15 protein-coding genes, 1 other RNA gene and 1 riboswitch are annotated in these 15,006 nt (G+C 28.5%); of the genes, 15 read left to right on the top strand and 1 reads right to left on the bottom strand.

Going from position 1 to position 15,006, the window contains the following annotated elements:
• Window positions 1-96 precede the first annotated feature (96 nt).
• The 8 genes from JNUCC81_RS02780 (at window position 97) to JNUCC81_RS02815 (ending at window position 5,883) form a co-directional block, all read left to right on the top strand.
• Complete coding sequence (locus tag JNUCC81_RS02780) at window positions 97-660, top strand: hypothetical protein (RefSeq protein ID WP_454095207.1); 564 nt, start codon at window positions 97-99, stop codon at window positions 658-660.
• Between the two features lie 77 nt (window positions 661-737).
• Window positions 738-1,643 (top strand): LPXTG cell wall anchor domain-containing protein, encoded by a 906-nt coding sequence (locus JNUCC81_RS02785; protein WP_454095208.1) that lies wholly within the window; start codon window positions 738-740, stop codon window positions 1,641-1,643.
• Window positions 1,636-2,247: a TasA family protein gene (locus JNUCC81_RS02790; RefSeq protein ID WP_454095209.1), complete on the top strand. Its 612-nt coding sequence runs from the start codon at window positions 1,636-1,638 to the stop codon at window positions 2,245-2,247. The genes JNUCC81_RS02785 and JNUCC81_RS02790 overlap by 8 nt, the downstream gene beginning before the upstream one ends.
• Entirely contained in the window at window positions 2,247-3,053 is an 807-nt protein-coding gene (locus tag JNUCC81_RS02795; RefSeq protein ID WP_454095210.1) for a hypothetical protein, read from the top strand. The genes JNUCC81_RS02790 and JNUCC81_RS02795 overlap by 1 nt, the downstream gene beginning before the upstream one ends.
• A gap of 83 nt (window positions 3,054-3,136) precedes the next feature.
• Window positions 3,137-3,622, top strand: a complete 486-nt coding sequence (locus tag JNUCC81_RS02800) for a signal peptidase I (protein WP_454095211.1) — start codon at window positions 3,137-3,139, stop codon at window positions 3,620-3,622.
• Between the two features lie 17 nt (window positions 3,623-3,639).
• Window positions 3,640-4,230 carry a class D sortase gene (locus tag JNUCC81_RS02805; protein ID WP_454095212.1) on the top strand — a complete coding sequence of 197 codons (591 nt, stop codon included), beginning with the start codon at window positions 3,640-3,642 and terminating at the stop codon, window positions 4,228-4,230.
• An 82-nt stretch (window positions 4,231-4,312) separates the two neighbouring features.
• Window positions 4,313-4,939 carry a response regulator transcription factor gene (locus tag JNUCC81_RS02810; RefSeq protein ID WP_454095213.1) on the top strand — a complete coding sequence of 209 codons (627 nt, stop codon included), beginning with the start codon at window positions 4,313-4,315 and terminating at the stop codon, window positions 4,937-4,939.
• A gap of 228 nt (window positions 4,940-5,167) precedes the next feature.
• Window positions 5,168-5,246, top strand: a riboswitch (cyclic di-GMP riboswitch).
• Between the two features lie 16 nt (window positions 5,247-5,262).
• Window positions 5,263-5,883, top strand: a complete 621-nt coding sequence (locus tag JNUCC81_RS02815) for a LuxR C-terminal-related transcriptional regulator (protein ID WP_454095214.1) — start codon at window positions 5,263-5,265, stop codon at window positions 5,881-5,883.
• A gap of 30 nt (window positions 5,884-5,913) precedes the next feature.
• Here the strand turns inward: JNUCC81_RS02815 and srtB are convergent, their stop codons facing one another.
• Entirely contained in the window at window positions 5,914-6,606 is a 693-nt protein-coding gene (gene srtB / locus JNUCC81_RS02820) for a class B sortase (RefSeq protein ID WP_454095215.1), read from the bottom strand.
• 198 nt (window positions 6,607-6,804) lie between these two features.
• On the opposite strand from srtB, the gene rnpB reads away from it, so the two are divergent.
• The 7 genes from rnpB (at window position 6,805) to JNUCC81_RS02855 (ending at window position 14,957) form a co-directional block, all read left to right on the top strand.
• Window positions 6,805-7,147: RNase P RNA component class A (gene rnpB / locus JNUCC81_RS02825), an RNA gene on the top strand.
• A 122-nt stretch (window positions 7,148-7,269) separates the two neighbouring features.
• Window positions 7,270-8,190: a UTP--glucose-1-phosphate uridylyltransferase GalU gene (gene galU, locus JNUCC81_RS02830; RefSeq protein WP_454095216.1), complete on the top strand. Its 921-nt coding sequence runs from the start codon at window positions 7,270-7,272 to the stop codon at window positions 8,188-8,190.
• A 56-nt stretch (window positions 8,191-8,246) separates the two neighbouring features.
• Window positions 8,247-9,263, top strand: a complete 1,017-nt coding sequence (gene galE, locus JNUCC81_RS02835) for a UDP-glucose 4-epimerase GalE (RefSeq protein WP_454095217.1) — start codon at window positions 8,247-8,249, stop codon at window positions 9,261-9,263.
• Between the two features lie 548 nt (window positions 9,264-9,811).
• Entirely contained in the window at window positions 9,812-11,740 is a 1,929-nt protein-coding gene (locus tag JNUCC81_RS02840) for an OPT family oligopeptide transporter (RefSeq protein ID WP_454095218.1), read from the top strand.
• Window positions 11,730-12,074 (top strand): PqqD family peptide modification chaperone, encoded by a 345-nt coding sequence (locus JNUCC81_RS02845; RefSeq protein WP_454095219.1) that lies wholly within the window; start codon window positions 11,730-11,732, stop codon window positions 12,072-12,074. Before JNUCC81_RS02840 ends, JNUCC81_RS02845 begins: the two co-directional genes overlap by 11 nt.
• A gap of 244 nt (window positions 12,075-12,318) precedes the next feature.
• Entirely contained in the window at window positions 12,319-12,918 is a 600-nt protein-coding gene (gene rpsD / locus JNUCC81_RS02850; RefSeq protein ID WP_454095220.1) for a 30S ribosomal protein S4, read from the top strand.
• Between the two features lie 350 nt (window positions 12,919-13,268).
• Window positions 13,269-14,957: a L,D-transpeptidase family protein gene (locus JNUCC81_RS02855; RefSeq protein WP_454096366.1), complete on the top strand. Its 1,689-nt coding sequence runs from the start codon at window positions 13,269-13,271 to the stop codon at window positions 14,955-14,957.
• Window positions 14,958-15,006 lie beyond the last annotated feature (49 nt).

The raw sequence follows: 15,006 nt of genomic DNA on the forward strand, positions 1-15,006 counted from the left end.
AAAATAGATATATAGAGGAATATTTTTTTGATAGTATATCAATTATTATGTACTTGTGAGTTAAAAAAATAAGATACATATAGGGGGATTTATATTATGAAAAAAAATAAGAATATTGCTTACATGCTAGCAGCAACATTATTAGTAGGTGGAACTTTTATGGGAACTAAAGCATTTTTTACTGACAGTGCAACAGCAAGTAATGATTTAGTTATAACAATGGGAAATGTAGATTTATTAGTTGAGGAAGGTCCTTGGAAAAATGAAAATAAAAGCACTGAAGCTGGTCAAAGTAAAAATGCAGAAGGAAATATATTTAAAAATGTTAAGCCAAACGATAGTTTTATAAAAGAAGTGACTATAAAAAATAATGGAAGTTTGAAACAAGTTATAAAATTAAACAGAGGGGATGTTTCAAAAGAATATCCAAGTATTTTAAAAGTGGGAGAGACTATAACAAGTGAAATAGGCACGGATAAAACGTTAAATCCTGGCGAAGAGATAAAAGCTTGTATAAATGTGCAAGTTATGTCAAATGAAGATCATAAATTTAATGAAAAAGGTAGCGTAAATAATGAAAATAAACCAAGTTTTGATTTTAATAAATTAGTACCTACATTTGAAATAATTGCAGAGCAAGAGGGAACAAGAGAGAAATAGAAAGTAATTAAAAAGTATATTAGTAATTAAAAAGCATTCTTAAAAAATTAGGAATGCTTTTTTAGGAAGGAGATTAAATGAGAAATATAAAAAGAGCAATAAAGGCTATTTTTCTAAGCTCAATTATATCTATTACCTTAACGGTTCCAATTTTTGCCACATCAAATAATAATTTAACTATAAATATTGAGCGATATAATCCAGAAGGCGGATGGAGACCTGGACTAAGTAAAGACTTTGAAATAAGTTTGAATAATAATACAAATAAAAATATAAAAGTAGATAAAATATCTATATATAGAAAATCTCGTGAAAATAATAGCTTAGAAAAAGCATTAGATGAAATGGAAAAGCATACTAAAGTAAACTTTAAATATAAAGGAGAGTTAATATCAAAAAGTAATAGCAGTTTAAAAGACATAATAAGTAAGAATGGAATTGTGTTAGAGAAACAAATAAATTTAATTGGAAACAAAGAAGATACAATAATAATGGAAATATTGATGGAAAAAGAAATGGGAAATGTAGCGCAATTAGTATCAAGTGTGTATAGTTTTGATATTGGATATAAGATAATAGACAATGGTGGAAGTGGTGGAGGAGGAACTGTAACACCTCCAGAATCAGAAGACAAACCAGAAAATCCTGATAATCCAGGAGGATCAGAAGATACAGAAAAACCAGAAGATCCTGATAATCCAGGAGGATCGGAAGATGCAGACAAACCAGAAAATCCGAATAATCCAGGAGGATCAGAAGATACAAATAACCCGAATAAACCAGGGGGATCAGAAGATACAAACAAACCATTAAAGCCGAATAAACCTGGAAGTAATATAGGTGGATCTGCAAATAGATTACCTCAAACAGGAGGAGTTGTGAACTCATCAATATTAACAATATTAGGTCTTTCAGTAGCAGGAGTTGGTATAGCATTAGATAGGAAATCTTCTTCTAAAAAAGGAGGTAAGATTGATGGATAAAAAAACTAATAAAAAAGAAAGTATAAAGGCGACTATTAGTGCTTTGGCATTAGCATTAGCTATAGGTGGAATTGGTAGCTTAGGTAGTTATGCATATTTTACTGATAAGGCAGAGGTTAAAAATGATTTAATTGTTACTATGGGAAACCTAGATGTTAATTTAGAATATACAAGTAATTCTAAGCATAGTAGTCCATCTCAATGTCCAGATGAAAATCCTCAAGGAAAAATTGATTTGCTAACTAAAAACTTTAAAATAGAAAATCGAGGCAGCTTAAAACAAAATTTAATTATAAAGATAAATGAATTTACAAAATTATCAGGTAGTGGGGAGTTAAGTAATATAACAAATAAATTAAATTATACGTTAACAATGAAAAATAATAATAGTATATTAGGGATATATACAGGAAATCTTATAGATATCGAAAATGGGAAAAATATACAGGAATTGAATCCAAACGAGATGATTAATTGTGAATTAAAAGTATATATACCTAGTGGAATGAGTGATACAGATAAGAAGGCAATACAAAATACTACATTTAACTTTGATATCAGTGTAGATGCTAAACAAATAGATGCCCAAGGAGGTAATAATTAATGAAGTATAAAAATAAATTTATTGCTGCAGGTATTGGGATAGCTATAGCATCAACAGGGACATATTTTTCGTATTCATTGTTCGTAGATTCAGGTAAGTTGAGTGATAATACAATATCAATAGGCGAATTGGTTAAATCATATAATCATAAGACTGAAGCCAGAATAGAAGAAGATAGGACACAGTTAGAAATAGATTTACCAAATCATCTAAGAGGATATAAATACTATGAAGTAAAAGCTACAACAAAAACTGGTGAATTTTCAGGGAACTCTCAAGAGGAGCTAGATGATAAGAAAGAAATAGATATAGACTATTCAGGAAAAAAAATAGATATAAATAAGGTAAATTCATGTGACTATATCATTGTTGAAATAAAATATAAAAATAACAAAAAAGATAATTGGACATCAGAAACATATAAAATAACATTTGATAAAAAGAGTAGTACAAAATTAAATTCATACTGGACTAAACAAGGAAGTACTTTAACTATTGAGTCAGATGAGATTGAAGAAGGTGAAGTAATACCACCAGAATCTGGAGAAGAAGTAAATCCTAGTTTACCAGGTGGAAATATAAAACCAATAGCACCGCCAAGTGATGAAGCAGGTCCTTCAGATGAAGAAGATAAACCTTCAACAGAAGAAAAGCCATCAGAACCAGAAACTAATAAGCCTTCAACGGAAGAAGGTACACAAAAACCAGGGAAAGAACCACCAAAAGAAGAAAAACCAGAAGTAGTAGAACCGCCAAAGCCAGAACTTCAACCGGATACACCAACACCAATGCCACTAGACGAGTAATTCAATTAAAATAGACGTACATATTAAAAAGTGATAGCTATATAAGGTATCACTTTTTAATATGTTCACTGAAAGGAAGTATTATGGAGAAAATTGAAAAAAAAATAAAACCATCAAATATCCTATACTACACAGTAGTAGCACTATTCATAATAATAGTAGCAATATCAGTATCATCAAAATCACAAACGGCATTTAACATAATAGGATACAGAGCCTACACAGTACTATCAGGAAGTATGGAACCAACATACTACCCAGGAGATTTAGTAATAGTAAAAAATAAAACCAGAGCCAAATTAGAAGAAAAAGATGTAATAACTTTTATAGATGATAATGAAATAGTAACGCACAGAATAATAGAAAAAACAACTGAAGGATACAAAACAAAAGGTGATAACAACGATGTAGAAGATGCAAAAATACTTAAAGACAAAGACGTAATAGGAGAAGTATCTTTTAAAATTCCAAAAGTAGGATATGTAGTTCAATTCTTAGCAAAACCAGAAATAGTAGCAATAGAATTAATACTACTTGGAGTATTTGTACTACTTTATAACAGAGATTAATATTAAAGGAGTTAAATATGAAAAAAATTATAGCAAGATTGCTTATAGTAATAGGACTATGTATAGTAGGTGGAAGTTTATATACTAACTACAAAGTTGAAAAAGCTAATAATGATATAGTTGAAGCTTATGAAAATCTAATAGAAAACAGTATAAATGGAGATAAAAGTATAAAAAAAGATAAAAATAAAAAATCATATAGTGATAAGTTACCAGAAAATATTATAGGAGTATTGAAAATACCTAAGATAGATTTAAAAGTAGTAGTTCAAGAAGGCACTGATATGGAGACCTTAAAATATGCAGTAGGTCATTTTAAAGAAACATCAATGCCTGGAGAAGCTGGAAACTTTGCAGTAGCAGGACATAGAGCATATACATACAATAAATTTTTTAGTAACTTAGATAAAATACAAACAGGAGATAGTATAGAAATATTAAATAATGATGGGCTACACACATACGAAGTAACTTCATCAGAAGTAGTAGAGCCTGATCAAGTAGAAGTACTAAAATCTGATTTAGATGAAAAGTCTATAACCTTAATAACATGTACTCCAAAGTTTGTAGGAAGCCACAGATTAGTGATAAAAGGTAAATTAATTTAAATTATATCTATTAGGGATAATACACTATAGTCTAATTTCTTAAAAAAGTATAGTGTTTATTAATAGCTAGAAAGGTGGAAAAATGAATACATTAATAATATCAAAGTCATTTATGGTGAAAGACTCTGTATCAAAATTATTTATAGAAAATTTTAACCCAAAATATGTAGATCAAATATCAGATTTAAGTAATATTTCTGATGCAGAGTTAAGTGAATATAATTTTATTTTTATAAATATAGATGAGAATAATATAAATGATTTAAAAAGAATTAATTTATTAAGAGAAAGGGAAGAATCATTAAGAATACTAGCAATAGATTTTCATAAAAAAGAGAGTTTGTTTATAGAATCAGTTAAATTAGGAATTGGCGGATATATTTCTAATATAGAAGATAAAGAAGAATTTATTTATATTGTAAGAAAAATTATAGCTGGTAAAAAGTTTTATGAGGGCGACCTTATGCATAAGGCACTTACACATAAATTTAATAAATCTAATAGTCTATTAACTAATAGAGAAGAAGAAGTAATAAAAGAAGTTGCTAAAGGATTTAATAATTATAAAATATCAGAAACTTTATCTATAACAGAATATACAGTAAAAAAGCATATAAGTAGCATACTTCAAAAACTAGGTTTAAAGAATAGACAAGAAATAATATTATATATGCAAAATAATAATAAAAAAATAGAGAACTATATTTAAAATATAGTTCTCTATTTTTTTAAAAATTATAAAGTAATATAAATAATATACTCTAAAATTATTTTTGATTAAAATTTTAATTGAAAAATAAAATATATTTTACTATAATCAAAATATAAATATATTTTATAGTTTGGTGGTTTATATTATAAAGATAAAGTCAGGTACGTAAATGGATATCTAAAAAACTATATAATTAAAGTAGAAATATTGTAGAATATAGTTGTTGAAAATTTAAGCAGCTAAGAAGTATATTCTGTATTTGGGCGCTTGGGGTATATGGAGCGAGTAGCGCAACCGGCTTTTCTAGAGGGGGAAGTGATGTGAGGATATTGCTAATATCAGAATCATTTATAGTTAGAGAAGCAGTAGGAGCTTTATTTACAAAGAATTTGAAAGTGACAAGTATAGGAATTATAAGTGATTTGTATAGTATGAAAAAAGAAGATCTAGAGGAGATAAATTTTATATTTCTAGACATGAAAGAAAATTTACCGCAAAAGATTATGTTTTTAAATACTGTAAAAGGAAAATATGGAAATATTAAAGTTATCACTTTAGATTTAAATAAGGATATTAAGATATTCAAAAGAGTTGTTGATATGGGGATTGAAGGATATATAGTAGATATAGATGATAAAGAAGAATTTATATATACGATGAGTCGAGTCTTTAAAGGAAAAAAAGTATATGAAGCAGATGCACTGCAAGCTGTAGTTCAGAGGGATAAATCAAATGATTTAAGTGTATTGACACCAAGAGAAAGAGACGTATTATACAATATATCGAAAGGTTATAATAATAAAGAAATTGCAAAGATATTATATATAAGCGATTATACAGTAAAAAAACATGTTAGTAGTATACTAAGTAAATTAAATTTAAAAAACAGGCAAGAAGCTATAATATATGTTAATGAAAATAAGTTTGAAATTATATCTTAAAATAGTACACCTATATAGGCGTACTATTTTTTAATTATTTAAATTAATTACATCAACAAGTTTACCATGTACTACTGTACGTGTATTATTAGTTTCATAGCTACAAGTAGATAATGTAATTATTTTATCTTTTACACCTACACTTATATTTGATTTATTAATTGATTTATTAGTAATTTGATTTAAATATTTTTCATATTCTTTATTATTATTAAAGCTAGGAATTATATAGTTATAGCTAGGATCTACATAGTATGCAGAAAATACTTCATATACGTATTCTTTATCATTAGTTATTACTCTTATTTTATTGTTTTTATTAAAGAAGCTTTCATTTTTAAAATCTTCTAATTGACTAAACATAGTTTTATTTTTCATATTATGACCATAGATTATAGTATTTTCATCATTTTCAGATTTATTTCTATAATCCATAAATATACTACCTGAGCCTAGTTTATTTTTATATATATCTTTGTTTAAGTAGAAATTATTATCAGTTCCTTGAAGAACAGGATAATCAATGTTAGTATTTTCTACTGTAAGCCAGAATTTAAAATCAGGATTTATATTAGATAAATCTTCTTTCTTTAATTTTCTAACTTTTTTATAAGTTACATCAGCTTCTTTGTAGTCTTTCATTTTTATATATACGTTATACCCGCAATATGCCAAAATAGATAATAATAATAAGTTAGTTATTAATATGATAAACCTTTTCATGTATAATCTCCTTTAGAAAGTATAATTATATTTTACCTTAAAAGTTAAATAATTTAAACGAAGTTTGTAATAATTAATAACATTATTTACGTAAAAACTTAATATTTACTTAAAATCCATATTATAGATAATAAGATTAAATTTAACTTTTGACATGAATAAATATTTATGATAATATTATAAAAGTCAATTGAATATTAAGTAAGCCAGATAATCGCGGGCAGTAATTTTACTGCGTGAGGAAAGTCGGAGCTCCATAGAGCAGGGTGCTAGGTAACGCCTAGTGGGAGTGATCCTAAGGAAAGTGCAACAGAAAATAACCGCCACATTTGTGGTAAGGATGAAAAGGTGAGGTAAGAGCTCACCGTCGATTAGGTGACTAGTCGAGCCGTGTAAACCCCACCTGGAGCAAGACCAAGATAGGGCTAAAAGGATGTTGCTCGCATCCTCCGGTTGGTAGGTCGCTTGAGTTTATTGGTGACAATAAGCCTAGAAAGATGATTATCTAATACAGAACTCCGCTTATAGACTTGCTTATTTTAATTGATATAAACGCTAGAATAGTCTAGTGTTTTTTTATGTTAAAAATTGGAAAATAATATTAAATTTATAGATTAAATGAGATGTCGATAAATATACAAAATTTGAAGAAAAAGTATAAATATGGTATATTTAAGTATAAATATAAGTATGAAATTCGGAGGAATAATAATGACAGTTAAAAAAGCTATAATACCAGCGGCTGGGCTAGGAACAAGATTTTTACCTGCAACAAAGTCTCAACCAAAGGAAATGCTTCCAATAGTAGATAAGCCAACATTACAATATATAATAGAAGAGGCTATAAACTCAGGAATAGAAGAAATACTAATAATAACTGGACGAAATAAAAAATCAATAGAAGATCACTTTGATAAATCTGTTGAGCTTGAATTAGAGTTAGAACAAAAAGGGAAAACAGAAATGTTAGATATGGTAAGAGATATATCTAATATGGTTAATATACATTATATAAGACAAAAGGAGCCGAAAGGTTTAGGCCATGCTATACATTGTGCAAAAAGTTTCATAGGAGATGAACCTTTTGCAGTATTATTAGGGGATGATATAGTAGATAACGAAACTCCTTGTTTAAAACAATTAATAAATGCATATGATGAATATAAGACGAGTATATTAGGCGTTCAAGAAGTAGCGAAGGAAGATACTTGCAAATACGGGATATTAGATGTAAAACACATAGAAGATAGAGTATATAAAGTAAAAGATATGGTAGAAAAGCCAGCTGTAGAAGAAGCACCATCAAATGTTGCTATATTAGGAAGATATATAATAACTCCAGCTATATTTGATATATTAGAAAATCAAGAACCAGGCAAGGGCGGAGAAATACAATTAACAGATGCACTTAAAACTCTTGGTAAACAAGAAGCAATTTATGCCTACAATTTTGAAGGAAGAAGATATGATGTAGGAGATAAATTAGGTTTTTTAGAAGCTACAATAGATTTTGCATTAAAAAGAGAAAATTTAAAAGGCGACTTAATAAATTATATGAAGGAAGTTGTTGGTCAAAACGCGTAAATTAAATATAATAGTTAATATAGTAGTTTAAAATATATAGAAAGGTAGTGAGTATTATGGCAGTTTTAGTAACTGGGGGAGCAGGCTATATAGGAAGCCATACATCAATAGAACTTTTAGAAAACGGATATGAAGTAATTATTGTAGATAACTTAAGTAATAGTGATAAAATTGTAATTGATAGAATAAAGGAGATAACAGGAAAAGAACCTAAATTCTATGAAATAGATACAACGGACAGAGAAAGATTAGAAGTAGTATTTAAAGAAAATAAAATTGATTCAGTAATACATTTTGCTGCACTCAAGGCAGTCGGTGAATCTGTTTCTATGCCACTTGAATACTATTCTAATAACTTAATAAATACACTAGTAGTTCTTGATCTAATGAAAAAATATGATGTTAAAAAGTTTGTATTTAGTTCATCAGCTACAGTTTATGGAGATCCACATACATGCCCAATATTAGAAGATTTTCCACTATCAGTAACAAATCCTTATGGAAGAACTAAGTTAATGGTAGAAGATATGTTAAGAGATATTTGTTATGCAGACAAAACTATTGATGTAGCTATACTTAGATACTTTAATCCAATAGGAGCTCATAAAAGTGGAAGAATAGGTGAAGAGCCAAGCGGAATTCCAAATAATATAATGCCATATATAACTAAGGTTGCAATAGGACAACTTCCGCATTTAAATGTATTTGGAGATGATTATCCTACACCTGATGGAACAGGTGTTAGAGATTATATACATGTACTAGATTTAGCTAGTGGTCATGTCAAGGCATTAGAAAAATTAAATGAAAATCCAGGTCTAGTTACATATAACTTAGGAACTGGTAAAGGATATAGTGTATTAGAATTAGTTAATGCACTTAAAAAAGCTAGTGGTAGAGAAATACCATATAAAATAACTTCAAGAAGAGAAGGAGATATTGCATCTTGTTATGCAGATCCATCAAAAGCAGAGAAAGAGCTTGGATGGAATGCAAAGTATGAAATAGATGAAATGTGTGAAGACTCTTGGAGATGGCAAAGTAATAATCCAAATGGATATAAAGAAAATTAATATTTTAAATAATTAAACAAAAGACCTTCTATAAGTAGAATGCCTACAATAGAAGGTCTTTTTATATTTGTAAAATATGTAAAAAATTCTATAAAAATAAAATTTATAAAAAAAACAAAATAATAATGATTTTCATTTGCATTTATTTAAAATTATGTTATAATAATATTAAGCTAGTAAATGACATTAATATTCAACCAAAGAATATTTAATAGCCATGATCATTTACACCTTATATATTAATAAACAAATTAATATAATTACACAAACATTCTCTTAATTAAATTTATGGAAAAAGTCACGGAACAGCACGCCGTGGCTTTTTTACTGCATAAATTTAATGAAAAATGTTCAAATTAAAAGAAATGTACATTAACTTTTAGATTAAATAGAAATAGAATATGTATTTTTATAAGAAATAAGTCAATTATAAGAATATAACATTATTAAAAGTAAAATTTTAAAAAATAATGAAAATTGAAAAAAAGGTAAAATTTTGCAGAAATATGGTATAATAGTAACAATTTAATGAAGGAGGATGAACTTTAATGAGTAGTAAAAAATTACCTAAAGAAGCTTATGGAGGGGTATCAGGCAAGGATTATGTACCTTACATAACAGACAAATCTAAAACAGGTGCTAATGTGGCGGTACTAATTATAGGAATTATTTTAGCAGTTATATTCTCAGCATCAACAGCATATTCAGGTATGAAAGCTGGACTTACAGTTGCTGCTGGTATTCCAGGGTCTATAATAGGTTCTGCATTTATAGCAGCATTTGCTAGCCAAAAAGGTATTTTAGGAAAAAATATAGTACAAGGTATGGCAAGTGGCGGTGAATCAGTTGCCAGTGGTATGATTTTCGTATTACCAGCGGTTTTATTAGTTGGTAGTCAAGTTACTTTTTTACAAGGATTACTAGTTGGAGTTGGTGGAGTTTTATTTGGTATAGGAGTTTCATCACTTGTTTACAATTATTTAATCATTGAAGAACATGGAAAACTTATGTATCCAGAATCAATGGCTATTTCTGAAACACTTGTTGCTTCAGAAGCTGGTGGAGATTCAATGAAATACATGGGTATAGGATTTGGAATAAGTGGAATTATTACTGTATTAACAGGTTCATTCTTAAACGTAGCAAATAACGTTATAAGCTTTTTTGGAAGCAGATTTTATAAATGGAAATTTGAAGTTGAAGTTAACCCCCTTCTTTTAGGAATAGGGTTTATAGTAGGATTAGAAGTAGCATTAACAATGTTTGCTGGTTCTATATTATCTCATTTTGGTATAATGCCTTTAATAGGTTACTTTACTGATATGGCAGGTGAAGGAGCTAAAGTATGGAACGACCCTTCAATGTCTTTAAATCAAATGGATGTAAATGCAATAGCTGGTAACTATGTAAAATATATAGGAGCTGGTATGATGCTTTGCGGTGGTATAATTGGTGCAGTTAAACTTATACCAACTATAATAGCTTCTGTAAAAGAAACACTTAATGCAAAATCAGCATCAGGCGATGGTGAAGGTGGAAATGCTCTTCAAACTATAATATTATTAGCTGGAGTAGTAATAGCATTTGTAGCAGGATTTTTCATTTCAGGAAGTGTAGTTATGGCTGTTGTTGGAGCAATAGTATCTCTTGTACTAGCAGCATTATTTGTTATAGTTGCAGGACGTTTAACAGGTACTATAGGAACATCAAATCTTCCGGTATCTGGTATGACAATAGCATCTTTAGTTATAGCAACATTAGTATTTGTTATAATGGGATGGAAAGATTTAGCGGATAATAAATCGTTATTACTATTTGGTACATTTATAGTTGTTGCTATTTCAATAGCAGGAGGTTATAGTCAATCTCAAAAGGTAACATATATAATGGGTGGTAGCAAAACTGAAATGCAAAAATATTTTACAATAGCTGGTATAGTAGGTGTAGTAGTTGTTGTAGGTACAATAGTATTACTTTCAGGACAACTTGCAGTTACAGGAAATAATCCTCCATTTGCATTACCTCAGGCAAACTTAATATCAACACTTACTTCAGGTATTATGTCTGGACAATTACCTTGGCCTATGATTATTGTTGGAGTATTTATGGCTATAGTTTTATATTTCTTAGATTTACCAATAATGACTATCGCTATAGGATTCTATTTACCAATTGCAACAACTTCTATAATATTAGTAGGAGCATTAATACGTGTATTAGTTGAAAAAACTTCTAAAAACGAAAAAGAAAAAGAAGTTAAAGTTTCAAATGGTATAAGTTTATCATCTGGTCTTGTTGCAGGTGGTTCTATAATAGGATTAGTAGGTATAATATTACAAGTAGCAGGCATCGTAAAAGGAGCTGGACCTAGAGGATTTGCTTCTGGAAATATGATGGCTATAATATTATTAATAGTATTATCAGTCTTGACTGCATTACCAATTATTAATTCTAAGGTAAGAGATAATGAAAAATAATGATGATGTTTTAAATTTAGTATTTAAAAAAAATGATAACATAGAATATGAAATAAATGATAAAGATATCGTTATAATACTTGAAAAGCAAGATCATAAAATTCAAAGGTTTTTTAGAAAATTAAAACTAAAAATTCCAATGTATAAAAAGATTGAGCTTGATAAATATAGTAGTTATATTTTCTTACAAATTGATGGGATAAGAAATGTTAAAGAGTTAGGGAAAGATTTAGAACTAAAATATGGCGAAAAAGCTTACCCGCTTTATGAAAGATTACTACTTTTTTTAAACCATATATGTGAAAACTGTAACTATATTGAAAAGATAAACTAATAAGATAATAAAAACCTCAAAATGCATTGTTAATATAAATAACAATAAATTTTGAGGTTTTCTATATATTAATAATGATAGTGTAATAACAATGATTATTAAATATAATCATTACGTATTTAATTGATATTATTAATAAAATGATAATGAAATTCATTTACAAAATTAAAAAAATATGATATATTAATTTTAGGCTTAAAGTTATCGCGGCAAATTTTCTAATTTTAAGAGGAGAATGATAATTATGGCAAAAATGATGGGACCTAGATTTAAACAATGTAGGAGATTAGGAATTAACGTATGTGGACATCCCAAAGCTATGGATAGAGCTACAAAAGGAACTTCTAGAGCAGATAAGAAATTATCACCATACGGAGTTCAATTACTAGAAAAGCAAAGATTAAGAGCATACTACGGAGTATTAGAAAGACAATTTTCTAATTACGTTAAAAAGGCTATGAAATCTAAAGAATCTACAGGTACAGTTTTAATACAAATGTTAGAATGTAGATTAGATAACTTAGTTTACAGACTAGGATTAGCAAGCTCTATAAGACAAGCTAGACAAATGGTAGTTCATGGACACATATTAGTTAATGGTAAAAAAGTTGATATACCTTCTTATGGTGTATCTATAGGAGAGGTTATATCTTTAAGAGAAAAATCTCAAGATAATACATTATTTAAAGAAAGTTTTCAAAATAATGCCCTTAGCCAATACCCATATATAACTAAGGACTTAGAAAGTTTCTCAGGTACACTTTCAAGAAAACCTGAAAGACAAGAAATTCCAATTGAAATAGACGATATTTTAGTTGTTGAATACTACTCAAAACTTAAGTAATTAAAAGTTATCAAATCAAAGGCCTTCTATGGAAGAAATATCTTCTATAGAAGGTTTTTTACATAGAAAAGCTATATATTATATTACTTATAAGTAAGAACAAAATGGCAAGTGGATATAAAATTTGAAGATGTAGGAAATGGGTATGTATAAACATTAAAAAATAATTAACTATAAAGCGCCTTAATATAAGATGCTTTATTTTTTTTCGATAAATTAAATTAAAAAATATAAAATTAACTGCTAAATAATGTTATAAATACCTAAAAAACTAAGAAATAAAACTAAAGGAAAAACCTCTAAAACCCTTGAAATATAAGGGGATGGGAGGGGATAGCACATTGAAAAAAATGATAAAACAGTGCATGGTATTCTTACTTACAGCATGCTTAATTTTTGGTTGGTCAATTCCTATATCAGAAGCTGCAAGTAAACACTTAATCATCATAAATACTAAAACAAACAAAATGGGATACTATGTAAATAATAAATTCGTAAAAGAATTTAGAGTAGCTACAGGTAAGAAAAGTACTCCAACACCACAAGGAAAATGCAAAATAGTAAATAAGATAAAAAATAGACCATATTACTCAGGAGGAATACCAGGTGGGGACCCTAGAAACCCATTGGGAGATAGATGGTTAGGGCTTCATATAAAAGGAAGCTACGGAACAACATATGGAATTCATGGAAACAATAATGAAAGTTCAATTGGTAAATCTGTATCTGGTGGATGCGTAAGAATGCACAATAAAGACGTAAGATGGCTATTTGACCAAGTTACAACTGGAACAGATGTAATATTAAAATCTACAAATGAAAGCTATAAGCAAATAGCAGCAAAGTATAATATAAAATTATATGACAAAGGTGAAAATCCAGCACCACCAATAAAAACAGGATGGCAAACTATAGATAATAAAAAATATTACTATGATTCAAAAGGAAAGAAAGTAACAGGATGGCAAACTATAAGTTCAAAGAAATATTACTTTGATGGTAGTGGAGTAATGCAAACAGGATTTAAAACTATAGACAACAAAACTTATTATTTAGGTAATGATGGAATAATGAGAAGTGGATGGCAAAATATAAACAACAATAGATATTACTTCAATTCAGATGGCGAAATGCAAAAGGGATGGCAAACAATAAACAATAATAAATATTACTTTAATAATAATGGAGTAATGTTAAAAGGATGGAATACAATAGATGGTAAAAAATATTACCTAAAATCAGATGGAGTACTAGCAGTAGGAGTACAAAATGTAGATGGTAAACTATATTATTTTGATGATAACGGCCAATTAGGTTCAGGATGGAAAACTTACCAAAATAAAAAGTACTACTTTAATAATGATGGAATAGCTGTAACAGGATGGCAAACTATAGAAGGTAAAAAATATTACTTCAACTCAGATGGAGCAATGGTAATAGGAGTAAATACAATAGATGGAACAACTTACTTCTTTGACAACAATGGGCAATTGGGATCAGGATGGCAAACTTATCAAAATAAAAAATATTACTTCAATAATGAAGGCGTGGCTTTAATAGGATGGCAAGATATAGAAGGTAAAAAGTATTACTTCAACCCAGATGGAATAATGGCAACAGGAGTAAATACAATAGATGGAACAACTTACTTCTTTGACAATAATGGGCAATTAGGATTAGGATGGCAAAGTAGTGGAGGGTATAAGTATTACTTCAATAATGAAGGAGTAGCTTTAACAGGATGGCAAGATATAGAAGGTAAAAGATATTACTTTAATCCAGATGGAACAATGCAACAAAGATGGGAAGAATTAAATGGAAATATGTATTACTTTAATGAAGATGGCAGTATGCAAAGAGGATGGGAAACAATACATGAAAATAAATACTACTTTAATGAAGATGGAGCAATGCAAAGAGGATTACAAAGTATAGATGGTAATCAATATTACTTCTATGAGGATGGAAAAATGGCTGTTGATACAGTAGTTGAAGATGGAATAGTAGTAGATGGAAATGGAATAGCTACACAAATGTAATAAAAAGGTACTTACACTAAATGTAAGTACCTTTTTATTTTAATAAATT

Source organism: Faecalimicrobium sp. JNUCC 81 (assembly GCF_053667625.1).

What these genes read in the sequence shown, in the direction of transcription:
- JNUCC81_RS02810 (WP_454095213.1), top strand. Translation starts at nt 4,313, where the DNA reads ATGAATACATTAATAATATCAAAGTCATTTATGGTGAAAGACTCTGTA.
- JNUCC81_RS02780 (WP_454095207.1), top strand. Translation starts at nt 97, where the DNA reads ATGAAAAAAAATAAGAATATTGCTTACATGCTAGCAGCAACATTATTA.
- JNUCC81_RS02795 (WP_454095210.1), top strand. Translation starts at nt 2,247, where the DNA reads ATGAAGTATAAAAATAAATTTATTGCTGCAGGTATTGGGATAGCTATA.
- JNUCC81_RS02845 (WP_454095219.1), top strand. Translation starts at nt 11,730, where the DNA reads ATGAAAAATAATGATGATGTTTTAAATTTAGTATTTAAAAAAAATGAT.
- JNUCC81_RS02840 (WP_454095218.1), top strand. Translation starts at nt 9,812, where the DNA reads ATGAGTAGTAAAAAATTACCTAAAGAAGCTTATGGAGGGGTATCAGGC.
- srtB (WP_454095215.1), bottom strand. Translation starts at nt 6,606, where the DNA reads ATGAAAAGGTTTATCATATTAATAACTAACTTATTATTATTATCTATT.
- JNUCC81_RS02790 (WP_454095209.1), top strand. Translation starts at nt 1,636, where the DNA reads ATGGATAAAAAAACTAATAAAAAAGAAAGTATAAAGGCGACTATTAGT.
- JNUCC81_RS02800 (WP_454095211.1), top strand. Translation starts at nt 3,137, where the DNA reads ATGGAGAAAATTGAAAAAAAAATAAAACCATCAAATATCCTATACTAC.
- JNUCC81_RS02805 (WP_454095212.1), top strand. Translation starts at nt 3,640, where the DNA reads ATGAAAAAAATTATAGCAAGATTGCTTATAGTAATAGGACTATGTATA.
- galE (WP_454095217.1), top strand. Translation starts at nt 8,247, where the DNA reads ATGGCAGTTTTAGTAACTGGGGGAGCAGGCTATATAGGAAGCCATACA.
- JNUCC81_RS02855 (WP_454096366.1), top strand. Translation starts at nt 13,269, where the DNA reads ATGATAAAACAGTGCATGGTATTCTTACTTACAGCATGCTTAATTTTT.
- galU (WP_454095216.1), top strand. Translation starts at nt 7,270, where the DNA reads ATGGTATATTTAAGTATAAATATAAGTATGAAATTCGGAGGAATAATA.
- JNUCC81_RS02785 (WP_454095208.1), top strand. Translation starts at nt 738, where the DNA reads ATGAGAAATATAAAAAGAGCAATAAAGGCTATTTTTCTAAGCTCAATT.
- rpsD (WP_454095220.1), top strand. Translation starts at nt 12,319, where the DNA reads ATGGCAAAAATGATGGGACCTAGATTTAAACAATGTAGGAGATTAGGA.